Annotated in this window: 14 protein-coding genes; 6 read left to right on the top strand and 8 right to left on the bottom strand. The window is 36.8% G+C overall.

All coding sequences use genetic code 11. The features are described 5' to 3' along the window. The first annotated feature begins 987 nt into the window (after window positions 1-987). Window positions 988-1,464 (top strand): tRNA (cytidine(34)-2'-O)-methyltransferase, encoded by a 477-nt coding sequence (locus PVV60_RS06370; RefSeq protein ID WP_273723868.1) that lies wholly within the window; start codon window positions 988-990, stop codon window positions 1,462-1,464. A 567-nt stretch (window positions 1,465-2,031) separates the two neighbouring features. Here the strand turns inward: PVV60_RS06370 and PVV60_RS06375 are convergent. Next, window positions 2,032-3,285 (bottom strand): CCA tRNA nucleotidyltransferase, encoded by a 1,254-nt coding sequence (locus tag PVV60_RS06375; protein ID WP_273723869.1) that lies wholly within the window; start codon window positions 3,283-3,285, stop codon window positions 2,032-2,034. Window positions 3,286-3,532: 247 nt separating this feature from the next. Here PVV60_RS06375 and PVV60_RS06380 point away from each other — a divergent pair, with 247 nt between their 5' ends. The 5 genes from PVV60_RS06380 to PVV60_RS06400 all read left to right on the top strand — a co-directional run bounded on the left by PVV60_RS06380 (window position 3,533) and on the right by PVV60_RS06400 (window position 11,869). Then, window positions 3,533-4,564 (top strand): MoxR family ATPase, encoded by a 1,032-nt coding sequence (locus tag PVV60_RS06380; RefSeq protein ID WP_273723870.1) that lies wholly within the window; start codon window positions 3,533-3,535, stop codon window positions 4,562-4,564. Next, window positions 4,565-5,476, top strand: a complete 912-nt coding sequence (locus PVV60_RS06385; protein WP_273723871.1) for a DUF58 domain-containing protein — start codon at window positions 4,565-4,567, stop codon at window positions 5,474-5,476. Then, window positions 5,473-8,271, top strand: a complete 2,799-nt coding sequence (locus PVV60_RS06390; RefSeq protein ID WP_273723872.1) for a DUF4159 domain-containing protein — start codon at window positions 5,473-5,475, stop codon at window positions 8,269-8,271. Before PVV60_RS06385 ends, PVV60_RS06390 begins: the two co-directional genes overlap by 4 nt. After that, window positions 8,268-10,364 carry a glutamine amidotransferase gene (locus tag PVV60_RS06395; RefSeq protein ID WP_273723873.1) on the top strand — a complete coding sequence of 699 codons (2,097 nt, stop codon included), beginning with the start codon at window positions 8,268-8,270 and terminating at the stop codon, window positions 10,362-10,364. The genes PVV60_RS06390 and PVV60_RS06395 overlap by 4 nt, the downstream gene beginning before the upstream one ends. Window positions 10,365-10,984: 620 nt before the next feature. Beyond that, window positions 10,985-11,869: a metallophosphoesterase gene (locus tag PVV60_RS06400; protein ID WP_273723874.1), complete on the top strand. Its 885-nt coding sequence runs from the start codon at window positions 10,985-10,987 to the stop codon at window positions 11,867-11,869. A 1,388-nt stretch (window positions 11,870-13,257) separates the two neighbouring features. Here PVV60_RS06400 and PVV60_RS06405 read toward each other — a convergent pair. The 7 genes from PVV60_RS06405 to PVV60_RS06435 all read right to left on the bottom strand — a co-directional run bounded on the left by PVV60_RS06405 (window position 13,258) and on the right by PVV60_RS06435 (window position 23,829). Then, window positions 13,258-14,082, bottom strand: a complete 825-nt coding sequence (locus tag PVV60_RS06405; RefSeq protein WP_273723875.1) for an outer membrane protein — start codon at window positions 14,080-14,082, stop codon at window positions 13,258-13,260. Between the two features lie 452 nt (window positions 14,083-14,534). Then, window positions 14,535-17,480: a bifunctional [glutamine synthetase] adenylyltransferase/[glutamine synthetase]-adenylyl-L-tyrosine phosphorylase gene (locus tag PVV60_RS06410; protein ID WP_273723876.1), complete on the bottom strand. Its 2,946-nt coding sequence runs from the start codon at window positions 17,478-17,480 to the stop codon at window positions 14,535-14,537. 77 nt (window positions 17,481-17,557) lie between these two features. Further along, a complete protein-coding gene (locus PVV60_RS06415) occupies window positions 17,558-18,940 on the bottom strand; it encodes a HAMP domain-containing sensor histidine kinase (RefSeq protein ID WP_273723877.1) in 1,383 nt (460 codons plus the stop codon). Beyond that, window positions 18,937-19,623 carry a response regulator transcription factor gene (locus tag PVV60_RS06420; protein ID WP_273723878.1) on the bottom strand — a complete coding sequence of 229 codons (687 nt, stop codon included), beginning with the start codon at window positions 19,621-19,623 and terminating at the stop codon, window positions 18,937-18,939. Before PVV60_RS06420 ends, PVV60_RS06415 begins: the two co-directional genes overlap by 4 nt. Window positions 19,624-19,695: 72 nt before the next feature. Next, the gene (locus tag PVV60_RS06425; RefSeq protein ID WP_273723879.1) at window positions 19,696-21,207 is read right to left on the bottom strand and encodes a Do family serine endopeptidase; all 1,512 of its coding nucleotides are present in this window, start codon (window positions 21,205-21,207) and stop codon (window positions 19,696-19,698) included. 209 nt (window positions 21,208-21,416) lie between these two features. Next, complete coding sequence (locus tag PVV60_RS06430; RefSeq protein ID WP_273723880.1) at window positions 21,417-21,848, bottom strand: cytochrome c-type biogenesis protein; 432 nt, start codon at window positions 21,846-21,848, stop codon at window positions 21,417-21,419. A gap of 1 nt (window position 21,849) precedes the next feature. After that, the gene (locus PVV60_RS06435; protein ID WP_273723881.1) at window positions 21,850-23,829 is read right to left on the bottom strand and encodes a heme lyase CcmF/NrfE family subunit; all 1,980 of its coding nucleotides are present in this window, start codon (window positions 23,827-23,829) and stop codon (window positions 21,850-21,852) included. Between the last annotated feature and the right edge of the window lie 3 nt (window positions 23,830-23,832).

Raw genomic sequence — 23,832 nt, forward strand, 5'->3', positions numbered from 1 at the left:
GACGTTAACTTTAGAATAGAGCATTCTTTAAACAATATCGCTTTTGACTCCAAAATTGAGTAAAATCCCATGCCTTTATGATGTTACAACGATTTTGAAGTTTACCTGCTTATCTTTGTTTCAATAGGTGCCCCCAAATTTGGGGTGACTAAATTCACTCAGCCCATATTTGGGCTCTGTGCTTTAAATGTAACTTTTAAACGTTTTTTGATAGCTTGCTTTTATTCATTAAAAAGGCTTTTGATTTCATAAGATATAACTTTTTGAATTTCATTACCTTTATTTCCTACCTCGGTAAAAAAATACCGTGGTTATAAAATCAATCTTGTCTTTAAATCCTTTGTGCAATCTTTATGAATTAAACCTATAAGCTTATGACAGTTTCAAACGATTATTCCTTTTTAAGGTTTCGCTCAAAAAAGAGCAAAACTCATACCATTCTTTAAACGTATACAATTTATGTTATCGATAATTCCAAACAACTAAATTTTAAACAATGCGATTTCTGCTGTGATAAAAACATATCATAAAATTTATGAACTGTTATGAATGATATCTGCTTTTCATTTCATTTGAATACACACATGCGTTATAATATTTGCATCATGATTTGCTTTTTATGGTCTATTTATACGTGCTAATCTTATATAAAAAATGGTCAAATGAATCACGTATAAAAATGTGGATTCTTAAGTGGATTCATGTAAAATAATTTCACACAACCTATTGACTTTATTGTGTTTTTTGATATGATATCGAATATCAACATAATGAGCCAATCCATTTCATGGATCGCTCAATAAAAGGAAGTCCCTAATAGAGAGATTCTCTCTTATCCTAAACAAAGCTGTGTACATAACTTTTTCCCTGAAATTTAAAGTGAATAAAAATTAAACGTAAAAAAACATGTATTTCTCAAAGCATATTTTTCGAATAAATTGTAACGCTTCTTTACAAAGTCGAAAGAAAAATCATATTACAGAGAACATGACACTTCATATAGCTCTTTTCCAACCTGATATTGCTGGTAATACTGGAACGATTTTACGTCTTAGCGCTTGTTTTGGTTTACATGTGCACATTATTGAACCTGCAGGCTTTAATCTGTCGGATCGTAATCTCAAACGCGCAGGATTGGATTATCTCGAATATGCTTCCTTAGAACGGCACATTGATTGGCAACATTTTATAAGCTCCATGAAACACTTTAACCGCCGTCTGTTGCTTTTAAGTACAAAAGCAACAACATGCTATACGCAGATATGCTATCAAAAAAATGATGTTTTACTTTTTGGTCGTGAAACAGCTGGCGTTCCCGATTATGTTTATGAAGCGGCCGATTACACATTGAAAATTCCCATGCAACCACAAGCACGCTCTCTAAATCTCGCCATGTGCGTAGCCATAACAACAGGAGAAGCATTGCGCCAAATTGGTTATCATGAAAGAAACTGTAATCTATAAAAACAAACCAATTCCATTAAAATATTTAATAGAATAACAAAAATACATGATATATGGTTTTAAATAATTAAAAAATATTTTTTATAAAATATAATGAGTGATTAAACACGAAAAACAATATACAACATATAAAGAACAGTTAGAGCATATAACGCCTATCATTTTTCAACAATAAATTGCTGATAAAATAAATATTTCTTAGTGCCCATCACATCAATTTCATATCACCACCTATAAATGATTAAATACTCCTGATAGTAAAAATCCATTAGATATCCCCCTTTTTATGCCCATACAAAGTGCAAACCTCTATCATTATTCTCTTATCCGTTCTCACTTTCAAGAATCCTTATTTTTGAGATGGTTTTTAAGAGACATTTTTCCTCGTAATCATTTTTCCTCACACGATTTCCTCTACTTGTGACCGTGTAAGGCAATAATTTTGATTAATGTAATATGAACAGGTTTGAAATAACCTTACAATATTTAGAGCTCTTATTTCACATGAAGAATAATAAATTATTATTATAAATTAATATGTTGACTTTAAAAATATAAACAGAAATATTATAAATCAATTTTTTCTAATAATGCATGGCGGTCCATTAAAAATCCGCTTTCAACCCATATCATTTCTAACTCTTTAAGCTTTTTTCCTAAAAGCACACCTTTAGCAAAACCTTTCTTTATTAAATCGTTACCATTAATGGGAAAAGTTGGAATCTGCCATTTTTTGGCAAGTTGATGAAGCTTGACATAATCCTCTGCTCTTTGCAAAGCATCACTTTTTTCCAGATTATCGAGATGTGATGCAGCGACAGACAACGATAATTGATCTAAAACTGGCTGTCGTCCATGAAAATAAATCAGTTTTTGCACAAAATGATCAGAACAATTTTGGTTTATTATTTCTAACTCTGCCCATTCTTTTAATCGTGTTGTTTCTTTATGGGAAAAATGCAAGCGCTGAGCCATTTCATGAAGACGTATGAGGTCAGGAGGAAGAAGGCTTTCTAGCCGTAACAATGGATCAACATTCCAACCAAGAGCCTGCTCTGTCTTTACCAATGCGTGAATTGCATCAATACCCCATCTTTCTGTTTCAGGAAAAATGAGTGTCAAAATTCTGCTTTGTCGCATCCATAAAAGAGCACGCGTTGGATCAAACGCTGCAAGAAGCTTTTTCATTTCTGCCCAAATCCGTTCAGAAGAAAGTTTTTTTAAGCCGTGTTTTAGACGAACACATGCCTTCAATCCCTGCACATCAGGTCGCTCTGCTCCATACCACGCAAAAAAGCGAAAAAAACGTAAAATACGCAAATAATCTTCGCAAATACGATCTTCTGCAACCCCAATAAAACGAACTGTTCGGCTAGCAATATCACTCAAACCTCCCACATCATCATAAAGATTGCCAGCAGCATCACAATAAAGCGCATTTATCGTAAAATCTCGCCGTTCAGCATCTTTTTTCCAATCACGACCAAATGCCACTTTTGCATGACGACCATCTGTTTCAATATCGCAGCGAAGCGTTGTAACCTCATAAGAACATGAATGAGCAACTACTGTTATTGTACCAAAAGCAATCCCTGTAGGAATAGCTTTAAATCCTGCTTCTTCTACACGTGCAATAACCTGTTGCGGCAAACAAGTTGTTGCAATATCAATATCACTAATAGGCTGCCCTAGCAGTTGATTGCGCACTGCGCCCCCTACAATACGCGCCTCCTCTCCCTCCAAAGACAAAACATGAAGAAGTGTTTGGACATCTCTTTGTTGTAACCACGAAACCTGTTTGAAGTTCTGTCTTATATTCACCCTTTAACCTTTCAAAAAAGTTGTCTTCATTTCTTTAAAGAATTCCCTTCATAAAACAAAATTTTTAAGACATCCCTTATAAAACACATCCATTCCGTCCAAAGAAACTTTTCTCTTCTTATATACGAATATAAAAAAACGGCATATGATACTTCATTTCTTCTCATTTTCTGTTACAAACAATAAGATATCCATTATCATGCAGAGAAAATTACCATTTTTGCGACAAACGCCTTAAGGAAGAAATATGAGTCAACATGATCCATCATCCAATTCTGTAAAAAAGGTCAATATCAATCATGAAGCTCAAGTCATTATTGATGATATTGATACGGCACACAAAGAATTGGACATTTTACAACAAGAAATTGACAAAGTTATTTTTGGGCAAAATCAGGTCATCGAATATGCTTTAATCGCTATTTTTGCTGGTGGTCACGCCCTTCTTGTCGGTGCTCCTGGACTTGCAAAAACACGTCTTGTTGAAACATTAGGAACAGTCTTAGGGCTTGATGAAAAACGCATCCAATTTACCCCTGACTTAATGCCGTCGGATATTATTGGTTCTGAAATTATGGATTCTGATAAAGACGGTAAACGTTCTTTTCGATACATTCAAGGTCCTATTTTCACGCAACTTCTCATGGCCGATGAAATCAACCGTGCTTCTCCACGGACACAGTCAGCCCTTTTACAAGCTATGCAAGAATATCATGTTACTGTTGCAGGTAATCGTTATGATTTGCCACAACCTTTTCATGTTCTTGCAACGCAAAATCCTCTCGAACAAGAAGGGACCTATCCACTTCCTGAAGCACAACTGGATCGCTTTTTGATGCAAATCGATATTGACTATCCTGACCTCACAACAGAGCGACGGATCATTTTAGAAACAACAAAAGAAAAGAAATTAAATGCAAAACCAATTTTATCCGCCAAAAAATTGCAAAAAATTCAAAATATCGTTCGCAAAATGCCTCTTTCAGAAAATGTGCTCGAAGCTATTTTAAAAATTGTCCGCTCAACTCGTCCTCATAAAGACAATAGCCTTGCTAATACTTATGTTTCTTGGGGACCTGGTCCACGGGCATCACAAGCCCTTTCACTTTGTGTTCGCGCCCGTGCTCTTTATTATGGACGCTTAGCCCCCTCACTTGATGATGTTGAAGCATTGGCCTATCCCGTATTACAACATCGCATGGCTCTTAATTTTTCTGCTCGTGCTGAAGATATAACCGTAAAAGATATTATCAATAACCTTGTGAAAGATGCTCTTTGAATGGCTATTGGCAAAAAAGTTTTACAAAAGCCTCCATTGTCGCTGACAAATGAGCTGCATAAGGATACTGGCAAAATGCCATATTTCCTTTTACAAGCGCGTCATATCGCTAATACACTGATAACCGGATGGCATGGACAACGTAAACGTGGTAATGGGGAAAACTTTTGGCAATTTCGTCCCTATATGGAAGGAGAATCCATTGCCCGCATTGATTGGCGTCGCTCAGCGCGTGATGAAAATACGTATCTCCGCGAACACGAATGGCAAATGACACAAATCGTTTGGCTCTGCCCCGATCAGAGCGCGTCAATGCATTACTGTTCGCGCTTTTCTAAAATCTCTAAAGGTAATCATGCCATTATTCTTACCCTTACCCTAGCATCCCTTCTTGCACGCAGTGGCGAACATATTGCTATTCCCAACTTAATGCCCCCCACGATAACATCCAATGTTGTAGAACGAATAGCCTTTGCTTTAGAAAATCATTCAGATGAAAATTCATTTCCGGATTTTTCAACGGTTACACGCTTTGCGCATGTTATTATAATGAGTGATTTTCTCGACTCTCCTGAAAAAATCATCCAACATTTAACCGTTTTAACTACAAAACAGGTGACAGCTCATTTAATTGAAATTTCTGATCCCGCAGAAGAAAGCTTTCCCTACGCAGGCCACACAGAATTTTTTGATCCTGAAACAAAAGAGAAATATGTTTCCACAAAAGCAGAAGATCTTCGTAAGAGCTATTGCAAACTATATCAAGCAAGGCGACAAGAGTTGGTAAATTTTTGCGCACGCCAAGGATGGTCTTATCATGTTAGTACAACGGATCAACCTTTAACAGAGACCATTTTTCATCTTGCAAATACAATGGGCGGCTCTCCATTGCAAAAAAGGAGGGCGCTTTGAGTTTTGCTGCTCCCTTTCTTTTACTAGGGCTTTTGTTCCTACCGGTTATTTGGTGGCTGTTGCGGATAACCCCTCCATCTCCGCGTAAAGAGCTTTTTCCTCCGTTACGCTTCTTACCCAAACCAACTCATCAGCAAGAAACAGCAAAATATACACCTTGGTGGTTGCTCTTGTTGCGTTTAACCATAGCAGCACTTGTTATCATAGCTTTAGCACGCCCCACTTGGAATCAAAAAACAATCAGCTTTTCCGGATCTCAACCCCTTGCACTCATTATTGATAATGGTTGGGCTTCTGTAAAAGAATGGAAAAAGCGCATCTCTATCGCTGAAATGCTCCTTACACAGGCAGAAAAACAGCAAAAAAATATTTATCTTGTTGCAACAGCTGAAAATGATATCTCTAATATAGAGCCCCAACCAGCCAAGATTATAAAACAGCATTTAATGCATTTGCAACCACGTCCTTGGCCTGTCAACCGTGTGCATGTCTTAAAAAAGCTCAGAAAAATAACCAAAGGAAAACCTCTTGATATTGCTTATTTAAGTGATGGATTACAAACAAATGAAGATGAGCAAACTTTTGCTTTGCTTGAAGAATTAAAACCTGAAAAATTCTTATGGTATTTGGCGGATATTTCCGATTTAATCGGCATAACATCCGTAGAAAATAATGATGGAAGCATGGTCGCGCGTATTATCCGCTCAACAACACACGGCAAAACTTCCGCTACACTCAACCTCTACGATTCAAACAATCAACTTCTCGGTCAATTTACGAAACATTTCTCTGAAGGAGAAACAACAGCTCTTGTCCCTTTTGATGTACCACTTGAACTACGCAATGATATCGCTTGGATAAAAATAAATAATCAAAACCATGCTGCTGCAACCTTCTTGGTAGACAGCCATAACAGGATAAGCCGTGTTGCTCTTCTATCACCCGATACCAATGAAATGGCACAGCCTTTACTTTCTCCATTTTATTACATTATCAAAGCATTACAGGGATATACACAGCTTATAACAGCCGGAGGAAGAGAGCTTTCAACAGATATTGAATATTTGCTTAAACAAAATCCATCTGTTTTCATTATGAGCGACATGGTTAACATGCCTGAAAAAGCAGAAAAAAAACTTTCTGATTTTGTGAATAAAGGGGGAACACTCATCCGCTTTGCAGGAGAAAAACTCAGTAGTGCAAAACATTATGATAATCTCCTTCCGATACCGCTGCGTCAGGGTCAACGTTTCCTTGGAAGTATTATGTCTTGGACAAAACCACAAAAGCTTGCCCCTTTTGCAAAAAATAGTTTTTTCTTCGATCTTCCTTTTCCAGAAGATGTCTCTGTCTCGCGCCAAATCCTCGCAGAACCAACCCCAGATCTTTTTGAAAAAACGTGGCTTAGCCTTGCGGATGGCACCCCTCTTATTACCGCAGCAAAACGTGGTAAAGGAACCCTCATTCTCATTCATGTTGCTCCTGACCCAACATGGTCTAATCTTCCTCTTTCTGGCTTTTTTGCACAAATGTTGCAAAAACTCATCACATTAGGGGCTAACAAAAACACAAACCTAACACATAGAGAAAAAAGAACAATGGTACAAAACCCATGGCGAACCATAGCTGCTGACGGACAATTACAAATACCGCCTTCTGATGTTATTCCACTGGTCTTTGACTCTCAAAATCCACCCCATCCTTCCTATCATACTCCTCCAGGACTTTATGGTGTCAAAAACGATTTTTATGCACTCAATCTCTTAACTTATTCGTCGCACTTGATGAAACAATCATCATTGCCAACTTCTCTTAATAAAAGTCCTTTATCTTATGATACAAAAGAAAAAAATCTTATCGGTCTACTTTTAGGATTAGCCGTCTTATTATTCGCCTTTGACAATTTTCTCATTTTATGGATGGGAGATATTTTTTCTTTCATGAAACGGCGTAATATGTTTCTTCTCCCTTTTATAAGTCTTATTGCCTTGTTTTCATATGATCCAACTCTTCATGCACAAACGAAAGAAAATCATCATGATAGTGTACAAGCTGCTGGTGCAACACATCTTGCCTATGTTATAACCAATAATCATGAAATTGATACAACAAGTAAAAGTGGTCTAGAAGCGTTAAGTCAATTTATCGCAGAGCGCACAATGCTTACCCCAGGCTCTGTTACAGCACTTGATCTCGATAAAGATGAACTCTCTTTTTATCCTCTTATTTACTGGCCAATTGATGTTAAAAGTCCTATACCAACCCCCAAAAGCCTTGAAAAAATAAATAACTTTATGAAACATGGGGGAACAATTTTATTTGATACGCGCGATCAGATAAAGAGCAATCTTAATCTTGAAGGAGATGCAACTCCTGAAACGCAAAGATTACGGGATATCTTAAAAGAGTTAAATATTCCATCTATTGAGCCCGCATCAACGGATCATGTTGTTGCACGTTCTTTTTATATTATTCCAGATTTTCCTGGTCTCTATCGTGGTTCACCTTTATGGATTGAATCCTCATCAACAAACAAAAAAAATAAAAACTCTCTTGCCAGCGGTGATAATGTAAGTTCTCTTCTCATCACTGCCAATAACTTTGCCGGTGCGTGGGCACTCGATGAAAAAGGAACATGGAAATATCCCCTTGTGCCCAATGATCCAATGCAACGTCTATGGGCATTTCGTGCAGGTTTAAATATTGTCCTTTATGTTCTTACAGGAAACTATAAAGCGGATCAAGTTCATGTTCCAGCACTCTTGGAACGTTTTAAAAGAGAAAGAAGGCAATGATATCATTTTTCACTTTTCAGCCTTTTTTACCACTCATTTGGATTCTATTCTTAAGTGGAATATCGATTATTTTTGTCGTTGTTGGTCTTGTTACGCAACGTCAAGGTTCTTTGTTTCGTCTGATGACATTAAGCGCCCTCATCCTTGCTTTGCTCAATCCAATGGTCATAAGAGAGCAGCGCGAACCACTTAAAAGCACTGTAGGAATTGTCATTGATCGCAGCAAAAGCCAAACATTTGGAACACGTACAAACGACAGTGATGTAGCGCGCGCGCGATTAACTCAAGCATTGGCACACTATCCACAATTTGAACCACGCTTTATTGAAGCTGGAAAACTTGCTGATAATCAGTATGCGCCCTCAACGAATTTGTTTGATGCTTTAACACAAGCAGTATCTGATGTGCCACCCTCTCGTTATGCAGGAACCATTTTTATCACCGATGGACAAGTACATGACATTCCGGACCTATCAGACCTTCATCATGAAGCACCTCTCAATGCTCTTATTACAGGACACTCCGATGAATTTGATCGCCAAATCAAGTTTATTTCTCCTCCACGCTTTGCCCTTGTCAACAAACCACAAACGCTCTCCATTTTGGTAGAAGATAAAGTCCCTGCCAAAAAAACAATACCGCAGAAAGCAAATATTACACTAAGCGTCAATGGACAAGACATTGGCCATTATTCTGTGACTCCTGGCGTGATTTTTCAAACTGAAATTACCCTTCCTCATGCTGAAAAAAATATTATCCAAGTGATAACCGATCCACACAAAGGTGAACTAAGCTTTGAAAACAACCGCGCCATAACAATCATTGAAGGAATCAGAGAAAATTTACGCGTTCTTCTTATTTCAGGTGCTCCTTATAATGGAGAACGGACATGGCGAGACCTTTTGAAAGGTGACTCTAATATTGATCTTGTTCACTTTACTATTTTGCGTCCCCCCACCAAAGCAGATAATACGCCCTCAAGCCAATTATCCTTAGTGGTCTTTCCCACAAGAAAACTCTTTGTTGAAGAAATTAATAACTTTGATCTCATCATCCTTGATGGCTACCAGCACTCTACTGTTCTCCCCTTAATCTATTATGATTATATAGCCCAATATGTACAAAAGGGTGGTGCATTGTTGATGATAACAGGACCTGAATTTACCAAAAAAAACTCACTTGCGAAAACACCTTTAATAAGCATTCTACCGGCATTGCCCAATGGGACTATTATTGAAAAACCTTTTCGCCCCACATTAACCAAAGAAGGTGAGCGCCATCCTGTCACAAAAGGTCTTGCAACACGTAACCTTCCCGCTTCTCAATGGGGACAATGGTTGCGACAAATTGCTATTCAAAACATAAATAACGGAATCGCCCTCATGAAAGGAGCCGATGAACAACCACTTTTACTTCTTTCGCATGTTGATAAAGGACGTGTAGGCATGTTGCTCTCCGATGAAAGTTGGCTTTGGGCACGAGGTTTCGAAGGCGGCGGTCCTTATGCAGCTCTTTATCGTCGTATTGCCCATTGGCTCATGAAAGAACCAGAACTTGAGGAAGAAAAATTAAGTGCAATCAGCAGCCATCGTCATTTAACAATTCGCCGCCAAACTCTAAAAGACCATCCAGAACCCGCTGAAATAATCTTTCCGTCTGGAAAAAAAGAAAATATCACTCTCTCCAAAGAGCAAGAAGGTCTCTTCAGCACAACTGTGACCACTGATGAAACAGGGATTTTTACCATTAAAAATGGCGATTTAGCAATACTTTCTTCTGTAGGGATGCTCGATAATCTTGAATTGTTTGACTTAATTTCAACGCAAGAAAAACTAGCCCCCATTATTAAGCAAACCGGTGGTTACATCGGACGGTTACACCCTGAGGGAAAAGAAAACATTCATCTTCCTCCATTCAAGTTGATTCAATCAAAAATAAGCCCGTCTTCTTCCCCAGCACATTCAATTGTTCTAAAAGAAGCGACAGAAACCCGTTTAATTAATACCTTTTATTTTTCGATATTTTCTGGTTTTTTGGCACTACTTGCTTGCCTTTTACTGTTGAGTAGCATGTGGTATCGTGAAAGCCGTTGAAAAATCTGAAATTCCATATAATAATCTTAAAATTCAGCTTATCTTTTTGTGTATTTTCTTGTCTTTTACAATTAGATAAAAACATTGATCTATAATGATAATTTATCATTATTTCATATTGAGTCATTATTCCCTGTAGAATTTTGCTTCTTTGTAATACTTTCCATATTAAATCAATTAAAATCGCTCTCTTGCACATCATTAAAAGAGGTCTGCATGAATAAACACCATTGAAGAAAAGAGTGAAATACCTCTTATGAATCCTCTTAAAGCAAGAATTTTCATAAAATTGAGGGAATAGTATGATGTTTTTTATTTGTGCCTTGTATAAGCGTAGAGATGACAGTGTACAGTAAGCCCTATATACTTCACAGAAGCTTTTCCATTATAGCATCAAATACCGCGTCGTGAAATTAGCTCAAACACATTGAGAAATGTTTTTTTACAAATATGTGAATGTGCAATACAATGATACTTTATTGGGGATATTCTATTTGGAACATTCAGCTTGAGACATTCTGTTTTGCAAGCTAATTTTCATTTCACAATCTTTCTTGCTTTTAAGCACTAACTTATCTTATGTTTATTCTTTAAATCGTTTTAATACTCTACGAGATTCTATGTTTTATCTTGCCCATATATCGGATGTACATCTTTCACCTCTCCCGCAACCTTCCCTTTTTGAACTTTCTGGAAAACGTCTTACCGGTTATCTGAATTGGCAAAAAAAACGTAAGAGTCAAATGGCAACAAATGTCCTAGAAACTTTAATAGATGCCTTGAACAAAACAAAACCTGATCATCTTGTGATCTCCGGTGATCTTGTGAATCTTGCTCTCGATAAGGAATTTGTACAAGCTCATCGTTGGCTACTTAACTTAGGAAAACCCCAAGATATTTCCTTGACATTTGGAAATCATGACGCTTATGTCCGCGGCGCTTTCCAAAAAGCATGCACTTTCTTTAAACCTTGGATCACAGGTGACGTCCCTCAAAAAAGAGCCTTTCCTTATATGCGCATTCGCAAAGATGTTGCCATCATAGCAGCTTCTTCAGCCATTGCAACACCACCTTTTCAAGCTTCTGGTTATTTTGGTAAAATGCAAGCGCAAACTTTACCGCTCTTTTTAAAGGAAGCAGCACAGCGCAACCTTTTTCGTGTCGTCATGATTCACCACCCCCCCTTTCCCAAGGCAACGTCTTGGCATAAAAAACTATGGGATATAAAACGTTTTCTAGACATTATCAAATATCACGGTTGCGAACTTATTCTTCACGGACATACTCATTTACCCACATTGAATTACATTGAAGGACCAATTAAAAAAATTCCTATTGTTGGTGTTCCTTCCGCATCACAAGCTTTTGGTGATAAAAAACCACCCGCAGGCTTTAATTTATTTTCCATTGAACGCTTACAAAATCAATGGCACTGCCAATTGCAACGTTATAGCATTATCAACCCCAAAAACGAGATTGCATGTACTGAAACAATCAATCTTTAAACACCTTCATAGTTGCCAAAAAAAAACAAAAACGAAAATATTTTTATTTCACATCCCTTTGGAAATCATAATTCTTATTTCCCTTTTTCTCCTTAAAAGACAAAGTTTTACCTTCTCTGTCGATAAATCAATTTTTCTCAGAGAGTTCCATCTGCTACCTCACTTATGTAACTGGCTTTACAAACTCATCGGTTTACTTCCTTCCCGTCCTGAAGTCCGAAAATTTCTACCACATCTGATTTATAAATAATCCGGATTCTTGTCGCACGGGTTCCAGCTGCTAATTGCGCATGTGATTTACTTCACAAAGCTCTACAAATAAACCCTGCTTTGAATTTCATCATACACTCCTCCAAAAGCATCTAATGCGTAAAATGCTTATACCACTACAGTGATGATATTTTATAGAATAATAGAGAAGCTCATTCAGCTTCTATACCTGAAAATAGATGACTAAAACAGCCCAATAATAACTAAAGTATATAATTTCAATAACCCAATCTACTTGTGATTCATAAACAAATGATGTTGATTGATTTATCGTAAATAGATTTGAAATGATCCACGACTATTTCACTCGACATTTATTATCATACATTTAAAATATTTATAAAAATAATAGATTCTATTTCGATAACTGTCATAGGTAATAATGTTTTTATGTCTCGATAAATTCATAATTTTCTATCTATTTTTTCCTATAAATCACTTTATAATATCACACAAAATATCTAGTAATGAAAATTATAATATGAATTATTATTATTGAGTTATATTGCGGAGGTGGTTTTACGTGCTTTAGAGTTTTTTTGTTATTAAATAAAATATTTTATGATAACGAAAAACAGAAAAGTCGATTGTATGAGAGGTCTTTCAAATAAAACAAAACGCCATTAAATTGCCAATTCATGTGTTGATTTTAAAAAGCATCTTTTACAGCACCAAACCCATTTCCCGACGGCACCTATAAATGATGTAATGATAAGTTCATTTAGCAGCACCATCTTTACGTTTATGAAAAAGCAAGCTAATATCAAATCTCATACTGTGCCAATCCCCAAGTAGCGACAGCCTTTGGCATTTGAGATGATTCATAAGAAGCATTTTATTTTTTCTTTAATGTTTTTTATCTCACGACTCTCCATCCTTTTGACGTGCAAAAGACGCGGTTTTGATTGATTCAATCATGGTATAGGTTTAAAATGAAGAAATCTTATAATACTTGGGGCTCTCACTCAACATGAAAAAAGTAAATTATATTTATAAATCAAAGTGTTGTTCGAATAAAACAGTAGCTCTTTTGAGTGAAGAATATTTTCCAGCATATATCTGAAAAATAAAAGCCTCACTCGAAAATGAGACTTTTGAATTTTTAATTCTGCAAAAAATTAAAATTTATAAGCTACACCCACCCGGAAATCGTTTGTCTTGTAGCTCATTTCAAATTTATCATGCACGAACTTCTTCTTGCCAAAATCTGAATAACGATATTCTGCACGCACAATAATATTATCAGTCATTGCAAAATCAACACCACCTCCAAGGGTATAACCAATCATAGTCTTTTTCTCATCATGCAACCAATCAGAAGAATCAACCTCTCCATTTTTGCTATCAGAAACTAACCCAAAAATATTCTGAAGCTGCGTATAAGCAATTCCTCCAGAAACATACGGCATCACACGCTCAATCGCAAAACCAACTCTCACCCGCGTAGCACCAGCCCATTTTTGTTTTAAAGTATGACGTACAGCTTTAATAGGTGTTGTCGGATCCTCCTCATGCAAATCTCTTGTTAGACTTTTTTCTTCTATAGGTTTTGGTTTTTCTTCCGTTGGACTTTTTTTCGGTAGAGTGACATCTTTAGAATCCTTTTTCCCAGACCACATAATATCTGTATCAATACCTATAATAAAACTATTATCGATATCAATATTGGAACCTGCGTAAACTCCCCCAATAAAACCAGAAAGTTTAGGTAAATTCTCCTTTCCAACTGGATTCCATATCCTTGTCTCATCTTTTAAATAACTTGCAGTTGTTTTACCTGAAAAGTTACCAATCTGTCCTCCAAGATAAAATCCTGTCCAAGAAAAAGCATGCCCTGCAATAACAGGAACAGGCTGTTCAGGAATAACAATATCTGACGCCTGTACTACAGAAATTGAAATTAAAGAAAATATAGATGTTGAGACTAAATACTTTGTAATCATAATTGCTCCCCTAAAGCTAATGTGATACATAAATAATAATAAATCGTTTCACACTTTTTTCAAAAAATCTATAGAAAAAATGATACAGTTTAAAAATTTAAATTAGTTTTAAATAAATTATTTAAATATTATTTACAATCTCCTAAAAATATTAATCTATACTAGCTTTTATAGCTTCATATTGATCATTATTATCTAGAATTATATAAATAATTATAATGTCAGTTTTTTTTGAAAAAATGAGATAAGGCTCATAAAGAATATGATTCACAAAATTAATCACTCATCGCTTTTTATATAAAGAATGACACCTAGAATAGAGATTTTTTATCACACTTGAAAAACTCGTAGAGAACTTCACTCTAACTCTCTCAAACGTGTAATGAAATAAAAGACAAAAATTAATATATAAAAATGGAATTAATAATTTTTATTATTCTTATAAAATTATTTTAATGTTCCATGATTTTTGTAAAAACTGAACAGACCAATTGCCCAGTTTCTGCAATTAATTTTTCAACTCGAAGCAAATCAGGTTCCCCAACACTATTTAACAAAAGGTCACTTAATCCAGGTGGCATGTCATTGGGATCAAGAGAATCATTTAAGCAAAGCCGTATAATTTGACTCAAATTTGTATAAAGATAATAAGCATAACGTAAATCAGCAATACATGACTGATTAAGAAAACTGTTTGGTAAGTGATCTAAAATATCCGCTGTCGTCGCTCCAATTTGAAACTCAATGACATGCGTAATAAGAGAAAATTGAGCAATAAACTCCAAATCCATAATGCCACCAGACATCGTTTTTAAATCCCATTGATTTTTTGGCGGCTTTTCTTTTGCAATCAAGGAACGCATTTCACATACTTCTTTTGCAACTTCCTTCTTATCACGAGAAATAGCAATAATTGCACACACTTCATTTTCTAGCTTTTGTAAAAAATCAGGATCTCCTACAATGCCTCGAGCCCTTGTTAAAGCAAGATATTCCCATATCCATGCTTCTTGGCGATAATATTTTTTAAAAAATGGAAAAGAAACAGCAACAGGTCCTTTATTGCCTAACGGCCGTAACCTTAAATCAACAACATAAAGAACACCTTGGCTTGTAAGAGTGGATAAAGCAGAAACGAGGCGCTGTGCTAAACGCGTATAATATTGAGAGATATAAAGAGGCTTTTCTCCATCAGATATTTCTGCGTCATCATCGTGCTCATAAAGAAAAACGAGGTCAACATCGGAATCTGCCGTTAATTCGCGACTTCCAAGCTTCCCCATACCCAATATGCCAACACGCCCCCCTTTAACACTACCATGAAGACGAGAAAATTCCTCTTGAACGGCAGCAAGTGTTTTTTTAATCATAAGATCAGCAAGCGCAGTAAAAGCAAAACCCGCTCTTTCTCCTGTAATTGCACCATTCAAAATTCGAATGCCAATCAAAAAACGTTGTTCATCTGCAAAAATTCTTAAATGGTCGAGAATTTCCTCATAAGGAAGAACATTTTCAAGAAAATATTCAAGCCGTTTTTCTAAATACGTTTTTGTTGGTAATTCTGAAAGAATATTCGGATCTAACATTCCATCAAAAACATGGGATCTGCGTGTAATAATTTCTGCAAGACGTGGAGCAGCACCCATGATCAGGACAAGCATATCCAAAAGAGAGGGATTAGACTGCAAAAGACTAAAAAGCTGAATTCCTGAAGGTAAGCCCTGTAAAAAACTATCAAAACGCAACATCGCCTCATCAGCTCGTTTTGTCCCACCAAAAGCTTTCAAAAGAGCTGGTGTTAATTCCGTTAATCTCTCGCGTGCTTCGGCTGATTGCGTTGCTTTATAACGACCACAATGGAGGGTGCGCATAATGCGACAAATATCACTTGCTCTTTCAAAGCCTAAACGGCTTAACGTTATTAATGTCTCCGGATCATCCTCTTCACCTGTAAAAACTAAATTACCAATTTCTAAACCAAGCTCTTGCTCATTCTCAAACAGTGCTGCATAATGCTTTTCAATAACATGAAGTGTTTTTAATAAATCACGGATAAAGCTGCTACTGTCTTGATAACCCATTAAATAGGCAACACTCGTAAATTGAGCAATATCATTTGGAAGAAGATGTGTTTGTTCATCGAAAAGCATTTGAATACGATGCTCCACATTTCGAAGAAACGCATAACTTTTTATAAGGCTATTTTTCGTTTTCTCACTGATCCAACCAAGCGTGTGAAGTTCTGCTAACATTGCAACTGTTTGACGTCCACGTAATTGAGGGAAACGCCCACCAGCAATGAGCTGTTGTGTCTGAACAAAAAACTCAATCTCACGAATACCACCACGACCTAACTTTATATTATGCCCATAAGCTGCAATTTGACCGTAATTTTTATGCGCATGAATTTGACGTTTGATCGAATGAATATCAGCAATAGCAGCGTAATCTAAATATTTCCGCCACATATAGGGAAAAAGCTCTTTAAGAAAGTTAAAACCTGCCCTCTTATCGCCAGCAACTGGACGTGCTTTAATCATGGCTGCTCGTTCCCAATTTTGTCCACGCCCTTCGTAATACCGTAAGGCAGTCCTTACTGGTAAGGCTAAAGGGGTTGATCCTGGATCTGGACGAAGCCGAAAATCAAGACGAAAAACATATCCTTCCGCAGTGCGTTCTTGAATGATACGGATTAATCGGCGTACCATTTTAGAAAATACGTCAACACTTTCAGAAAGATTACCAATATGAGGTGATGCTTCATCAATGAAAACAATAAGATCAATATCAGAAGAATAATTAAGTTCCCCTGCTCCTAACTTTCCCATTCCTAAAATAATTAAACCACAGTCTTTTTCTGGATTCTCACGGCTTAATAAATTGATCTTACCATGATCATGCGCTTCTCTTAATAGAAAACGCAGCGCTACACTTAATGCTGCTTCGCCCAAACATGTCAACCAAGCACATGAAACTTCGTAAGTAAAAACACCACTCAAATCAGCTAAAGCGATGAGAACATGCGCTTCTCGTTTTTTGCGCCTCAAAGCAGCCATCAATGAAGTTTCATTTATAGATTTATCCTTATCAATAGCCGTAATATCATCTATAATTTCGTTCAGCCTTGTTTCTATATCAACATTTAATAAAGCACTAAGATATGATGGATTGGCAATTAAAACCTCACGCAAAAAAGGAGATAAGGTCATAACCGAACGGATAAAATCAATCTGCGTTCCACTCTCTGAAATAAGGGAAACAAGCGATTCTAAACCTTCTTTTCTTGCTTGTTCTTCCAAGTCTTTTAACCATTGGGAACCACTTTTATCGAGAGGGCATAAAGGGAGAAGCTGTGTTTTTAAAAAAGCTTGTTTCGTCTGCGCTCCCTTGAAAAGCATTTTGCTTTCCTTTCTATTGCTTTATACTTTTAAAACAGTTGTTACGTATGAAAAGAGAAAAGTGAAGAAAAATATCTTTAAGGAAATAACAAAACAGCTCTAAGCCCTGGATTTGCATTTTCAAGTAACAACTCACCCCCGTGAAGCTTCATAACTGCTTTTGCTATACTTAAACCAATTCCAAACCCAGGTTGTGTGCGGCTTTCTTCAAGACGAACAAAGCGTTCTGTCACTTTTTCACGTTTATCCTCTGCTATTCCTGGTCCATTATCGCTCACAACAACTAATAAATGTTCATCACGATATTCCATTGATAAGCAAACTCCTGCTTTCCTTTCACCTTTAGACGCATATTTAATGGCATTATCTATAAGGTTAAAAATTGATTGTGCAACAAGCTCACGATTCAACTTAAGCTCTTTATCAAATATATTGCCCAACCGAAGTAAAACACCTGACTCTTCAGCAAAAGGTTCGTAAATCTCAACAGCATCTTCAAGGATCAGTTTCATATTCATCATTTCAAGATGCTCAATTGCACTGCTGGCCTCAATACGTGAAATCATTAAAATCGCATTGAACGTACAAATAAGTTGATCTGACTCTGCAATAACCCTATCAAGGACCTGACGATATTCAAGCTTTGTCTTATTTCCTGAAAGCGCTTCTTCAGCGCGATTTCTAAGACGCGTTAACGGCGTTTTCAGATCATGAGCAATATTATCTGATACTTGACGTAGACCAATATTTAACTCTTCAATGCGGTCTAACATAACATTAAGATTAGTTGACAATCGATCAAACTCATCCCCTACTCCAGAAACAGGTAACCGCCCACTGAAATCACCATCCATCAAGCGCTGTGATGCAGCTGTTACATGATCAATCCTTTGTAAAGCTCTCCTGCCAACAAAAAACCATATGAGTAAAGCACCTCCAACCATTGCAGCAAGTGCAATGATCACAGCTTTACGAATAACAATTGCAAAACGTTCTGGCTCATCCAAATCGCGTCCTATAAGAATCTTCATAGCATTAGGTAAATCAACAATAACCGCCAAAGCGCGATGTTCACTTGTTTTGCCATGTTCTCCAAAACGAGAATACAAAAAAGAGGTAGAAATAAAACCACTCTGATTCAAAAGACCTAATTCAATACGTGCTACATTTCCTGCTAAAATACGCCCCATAGAATCCGTAACAAGATAAAGAAATGCTCCTGGTTGTCTTGAACGATAATCAATAGTGCGCATTAATAAGGATAATCCCCCATAATTATAAGCATTTTCAATATACTTTAATTCTTCATGTAAAGCTTGTTCAGTTTGCTCTGTTAACAATGAAGCAGAAAATTCCGTCATATAAATAGAAAGTCCTGTTGCCACCAACCCAAACAATAAAATGTAAAGTGCTGAAAGCCTTAGCGCCGTCGTGCGCATTATATTAATCAAACGACTCATGCTTTGCTATCTGGTGCTTTCAGCATATACCCAGCTCCACGCACGGTATGGAGAAGGGGAACATCAAAATCTTTTTCAATTTTGGCTCTCAAACGGGAGATATGGACATCAATAACATTCGTTTGTGGATCAAAATGGTAATCCCAAACGTTTTCCAAAAGCATAGTGCGTGTAACAACCTGCCCCGCATAGCGCATCAAATATTCAAGTAAACGAAACTCTCGTGGTTGCAATAGAATGTTTCTATCACCCCGTTTTACCGTATGTGCTAGCCGATCAAGCTCAAGATTACCTACACAATAAACAGTTTCTGCTTCTTTAGGATTTTTCCGCCGTTGTAAAACTTCAACACGCGCAAGAAGTTCAGAAAAAGCATAAGGCTTTGTCAAATAATCATCTCCGCCTGCACGTAACCCCGTTACACGATCATTGACTTGCCCTAAAGCAGACAGAATAAGAACCGGTGTTTCATTGCCTTTAGCGCGCAATTCAGTAATAATAGAAAGACCATCACGATGCAAAAGCATTCGGTCAATAACCATAACGTCATAATTTTCCGTGGTCGCTAAAGTATATCCCGTATCCCCATCATAAGCAACATCAACAGAATGCCCTACTTCCAAAAAAGCTTTTTCGAGATAATGCCCCGTCTCATGATCATCTTCAATAACGAGTATCTTCATAAAACGTATCTCCATTATTTTACTATGTTGTAGGACAAATATTTAATAAACATTTGTCCTACAACTAAAGCCTTATTTTTTGAAAATGGGAAGAGCGACAAAACGATTTTGATCATTTGTTCGCACTTGTAAGAGTATAGCCTTTCGTCCTAACTGCTGAGCATTTTTGATTGTACTAATAATATCAGAGACTCGTTTAACCGGTTTATTATTTACCGTCACAATGATATCACCAGGGCGTATCCCTTTATCTGCAGCATCTGAATCGGTATCAACATCCGTTACGACAACCCCTATACCATCATCAGAAGGCATAACAATCAGACCATAATCTTCCAATGTTTCATCTACATCACCCTCTCCATTTGAATATTTTGAAGCCTCTTTCTTACTTTCATCTTCAGACATTGAAGCGAGTTTAACCTTGATACTCTCCTCCTTACCTGATCTCCAAATCCCTATAGTTACCGTTTCTCCTGGTTTAATATTTGCAATACGTTTGGCCAGCTCACGCGCATCAGCAACCTTTTCATTATTCACTGAAATAATTACATCACCCGCTTTAATACCAGCCTTTTCTGCCGGTCCTTTTAACGGATCAGTAACCAAAGCACCTTTGGCTTCTTTCAAACCTATTGAATCGGAAATCTCCTTTGTGACCGGCTGAATCTGAACACCTAACCAACCACGTTGAACTGAACCTTTTTCAATAAGTTGTTGTACAACCTGTTTTACAGTTGCTGCCGGAATAGCAAAAGCAATCCCAACATTTCCTCCAGAAGGAGAAAAAATTGCTGTATTAACCCCAACAACCTTTCCATTAAGATCAAACGTTGGACCACCAGAGTTCCCTCTATTAACAGCAGCATCAATCTGAATAAAATCATCGTACACACCAGTGCCAATATCACGTCCACGTGCAGAAACAATACCTGCTGTCACAGTTCCACCAAGGCCAAATGGATTCCCAATGGCAACAACCCAATCCCCAACACGAAGCTTTGAATCATCGCCAAAATCAACATAAGAAAATTTTCTTTTATCATTCACTTTTAGTACAGCAAGATCGGTTTTGGGGTCTTTCCCAATGAGCTTTGCGTTCAATTCTGTACCATCATCAAGAACAACAGTATAACTTGTTCCGTCAGAAATCACATGATCATTGGTCACAATGTAACCATCAGACGAAATAAAAAAACCTGATCCAAAAGCAACAGGACGGAGTCTTTGCGATTGGTGGGAAAATTTATTTTTAGGTTTATCAAAATCATAAAACTCTTTAAAAAATCTTTTCAAAGGATGCTGATCTGGTAGTTGATCAAACCCTGGACCACTAAAAAAGTTGCTAAAGAACCTATCTTCTTTCTTTTTATTGCTTTTTACTTGTACTGCTACAACGGCAGGTTTCACTTGAGCAACAATATCGGCAAATCCCTGTTGTTGAATTAACGAGGTAAATACAGAACTTGCATGAGCCTTTGTCATCCACAAGCTTGATGTACATCCACTAAAAAACAGTGCACTTTCTAATATCGCAGAAAAACTCACTGCGACAAATGTTTTAAAGAAAGCCTTTTTAACCATTTACTCTATGCTCCTATTCAATCACACTTTTATTCCAATTCCGATCACTTATAAAATACCAGACCTTACCATTTTCTGTCTAAATTATTAAAGTTTTGTAAGGTTTCGGTATTCCCTAATATAATTACAATAAGATTGTATGCTCATTCGCAGATGATCTGATTTTTTTCTTTTATATAACATCTTTTTTAATGCAACAGCATTTTTGACTATTCTTTTTCATTTAGATAACTCATTATTTTCTCATGATTATTTCGTTTAAAGTGGAAAAATACGATACTTGCGCCAATGATGATAATGATCAAAGGCGAAAACCATAAAAACCAAGTTATTTTATTCAATGGTGGTTTCAAGAGAATAAATTCACCATATCGCTCAACAAGAAAGTCTGTGACTTGCTGATTACTATAGCCCATTTTTAGCCTTTCCCGAATTAAAAGCCGTAAATCACGTGCTAGAGCAGCATCTGAATCATCAATTGATTGATTTTGACAAACCGGACAACGTAAATGCGATGAAATATGGCGTGCTCGCGCTTCAAGAATCTTATCCTTTAAAATCTCATCCGGCTCTACTGCTATCGCTAATCGAAAAGGAAACGCTGCAATTAAAAAAAATACAATCCAAAGATTTTTTTTCATCTCAAACTCTTTTCCAAAAACTTAAAGCAAACAGTACCCTACTGTAAATGCCAATGCGAAACCAATACCCCAGAAGAGAAAGACATCCCCCCATAGCCATCATGAATGCCCCTAACCAAATACATATTACATAAGGTTTCCACCATATGTGTACAACAAGACCCCGATGATCGGTATGCCCTGGTACAATATATAGCTGCGATAAGCCATAATTTTGAAGACCAACTTCTGTTGTTGATGTATTTTGGTTTGAATAAAATCGCTTTGAGGCTGTTACATGACCCACAATGTTTTTATTTTCATATATTTTAAAATAAAACTCCATTGCCGAATAATTCGAACCAACACCATCATACACTCCATCAAAATGAAGCGTTTTATCCGCTATCGTTACCTTATCCCCTATGTTCATAATTAAAATACGTTCTTGCCCAAAACTTGCCACACAAACAATACCAAATAATGTAACACCTAATCCCATATGTGCTATTGCTGCACCAAAAGTAGACCATGGCAATCCAAGAAATCTCTTAACGCGTACTGAAAAAGCTCTCTTGCCATATCCACTCTTTCCCCATAGATCCGCTAAACTGCCTAAAAAAACAAACGCTGAAAGCCCAATCCCTAAAACTGCAAAAATATCACGCAAAGATGTCGCATAAAATATTATAAAACAGACGATACCAACCAATACAAAAACAAACCATAACCGTTCAAAAACTGCAAGAAAATCACCGCGTTTCCATGCCATCATTGTCCCCAACGGAACAAACAACAACAACAAAACCATTAGCGGTCCACAGGTAAGGTTAAAAAAAGCAGCCCCTACAGAAATTTTTTGTCCTGTTAATACCTCAATAAAATAAGGATAAAGCGTACCAATCAATACTGTTGCTGTTATTGTTGTAAGTAACAAATTATTTAAAACAATAAACCCTTCACGTGAAATTGGTTGAAAAAATCTTTCTATTTTTAAAATAGGGGTGCGCAAAGCAAAAAGAAGAAACGCCGCTCCCGTAAAAAAAAATAAAAGCGCAAGAATTGCTTGCCCTCGTGCTGGGTCAACAGCAAAACTATGAACAGAAACTAAAAGCCCCGAACGCACAAGAAAAGTTCCCATCAGAGAAAGAGAAAAAGTAAGCAGCGCTAAAAACAAAGTCCAACTTTTCAATATTTCTCGTTTTTCAAGAACAAGAGCAGAATGTAAAAGAGCCGTTCCTGAAAGCCAAGGCATAAACGAAACATTTTCAACAGGATCCCAAAACCAATAGCCCCCCCATCCTAGCTCATAATAAGCCCAATAGGAGCCAACCATAATACCCAATGTCAAAAAACACCAAGAAAGTAAAAGCCACGGACGAATCCCACGCGCCCAAATTCTATCAACATGTCCCATAATCAATGCCGCAACGGCAAAAGAAAAACAAAGTGAAAAACCAACATAACCTAAATAAAGTAGCGGTGGATGAATTGCTAATGCAATATCTTGTAAAAGAGGATTGAGACCATTTCCCTGCAATGCTGGTGGATTCACACGTAAAAATGGATTGGATACAAAAAGAATAAATAAAAGAAAAGCACTTGTAATCCAACTTTGGCAAATTAAAACAAGCGTCTTAAAATCTTCTGGCAAATGTTGTCTAAAAAAGGCCATCAATGTACTAAAAAAAGTAAGACTTAAAACCCATAACAACATAGAGCCTTCGTGGTTGCCCCAAACACCTGTAATTTTATAGAGCATCGGTTTTTCTGAATGAGAATTCTCAACAACGTTCAAAACAGAAAAATCAGATACGATATAAGCATAAATTATCACTAAAAAAGATAAAAGCAGTAACGTAAAAGTGATATATGTTAGAGGAATAGCCGTTTGCATTAACAAACGCTCTTTCCACCAAAAACCTAAAGCAGGTAAAAACGCCCCTAATAAGCTTACTGAAAATGCTGCAGCTAAAAAAATATGACCCAGTTCGACAAGCACAAT

Source organism: Bartonella sp. AU18XJBT, from assembly GCF_028618595.1.
GTDB lineage: Bacteria > Pseudomonadota > Alphaproteobacteria > Rhizobiales > Rhizobiaceae > Bartonella.

Coding starts and splice junctions, on each gene's coding strand:
- PVV60_RS06405 (WP_273723875.1), bottom strand. CDS start 14,082: ATGATTACAAAGTATTTAGTCTCAACATCTATATTTTCTTTAATTTCA.
- PVV60_RS06430 (WP_273723880.1), bottom strand. CDS start 21,848: ATGAAAAAAAATCTTTGGATTGTATTTTTTTTAATTGCAGCGTTTCCT.
- PVV60_RS06420 (WP_273723878.1), bottom strand. CDS start 19,623: ATGAAGATACTCGTTATTGAAGATGATCATGAGACGGGGCATTATCTC.
- PVV60_RS06415 (WP_273723877.1), bottom strand. CDS start 18,940: ATGAGTCGTTTGATTAATATAATGCGCACGACGGCGCTAAGGCTTTCA.
- PVV60_RS06400 (WP_273723874.1), top strand. CDS start 10,985: ATGTTTTATCTTGCCCATATATCGGATGTACATCTTTCACCTCTCCCG.
- PVV60_RS06370 (WP_273723868.1), top strand. CDS start 988: ATGACACTTCATATAGCTCTTTTCCAACCTGATATTGCTGGTAATACT.
- PVV60_RS06385 (WP_273723871.1), top strand. CDS start 4,565: ATGGCTATTGGCAAAAAAGTTTTACAAAAGCCTCCATTGTCGCTGACA.
- PVV60_RS06410 (WP_273723876.1), bottom strand. CDS start 17,480: ATGCTTTTCAAGGGAGCGCAGACGAAACAAGCTTTTTTAAAAACACAG.
- PVV60_RS06425 (WP_273723879.1), bottom strand. CDS start 21,207: ATGGTTAAAAAGGCTTTCTTTAAAACATTTGTCGCAGTGAGTTTTTCT.
- PVV60_RS06380 (WP_273723870.1), top strand. CDS start 3,533: ATGAGTCAACATGATCCATCATCCAATTCTGTAAAAAAGGTCAATATC.
- PVV60_RS06395 (WP_273723873.1), top strand. CDS start 8,268: ATGATATCATTTTTCACTTTTCAGCCTTTTTTACCACTCATTTGGATT.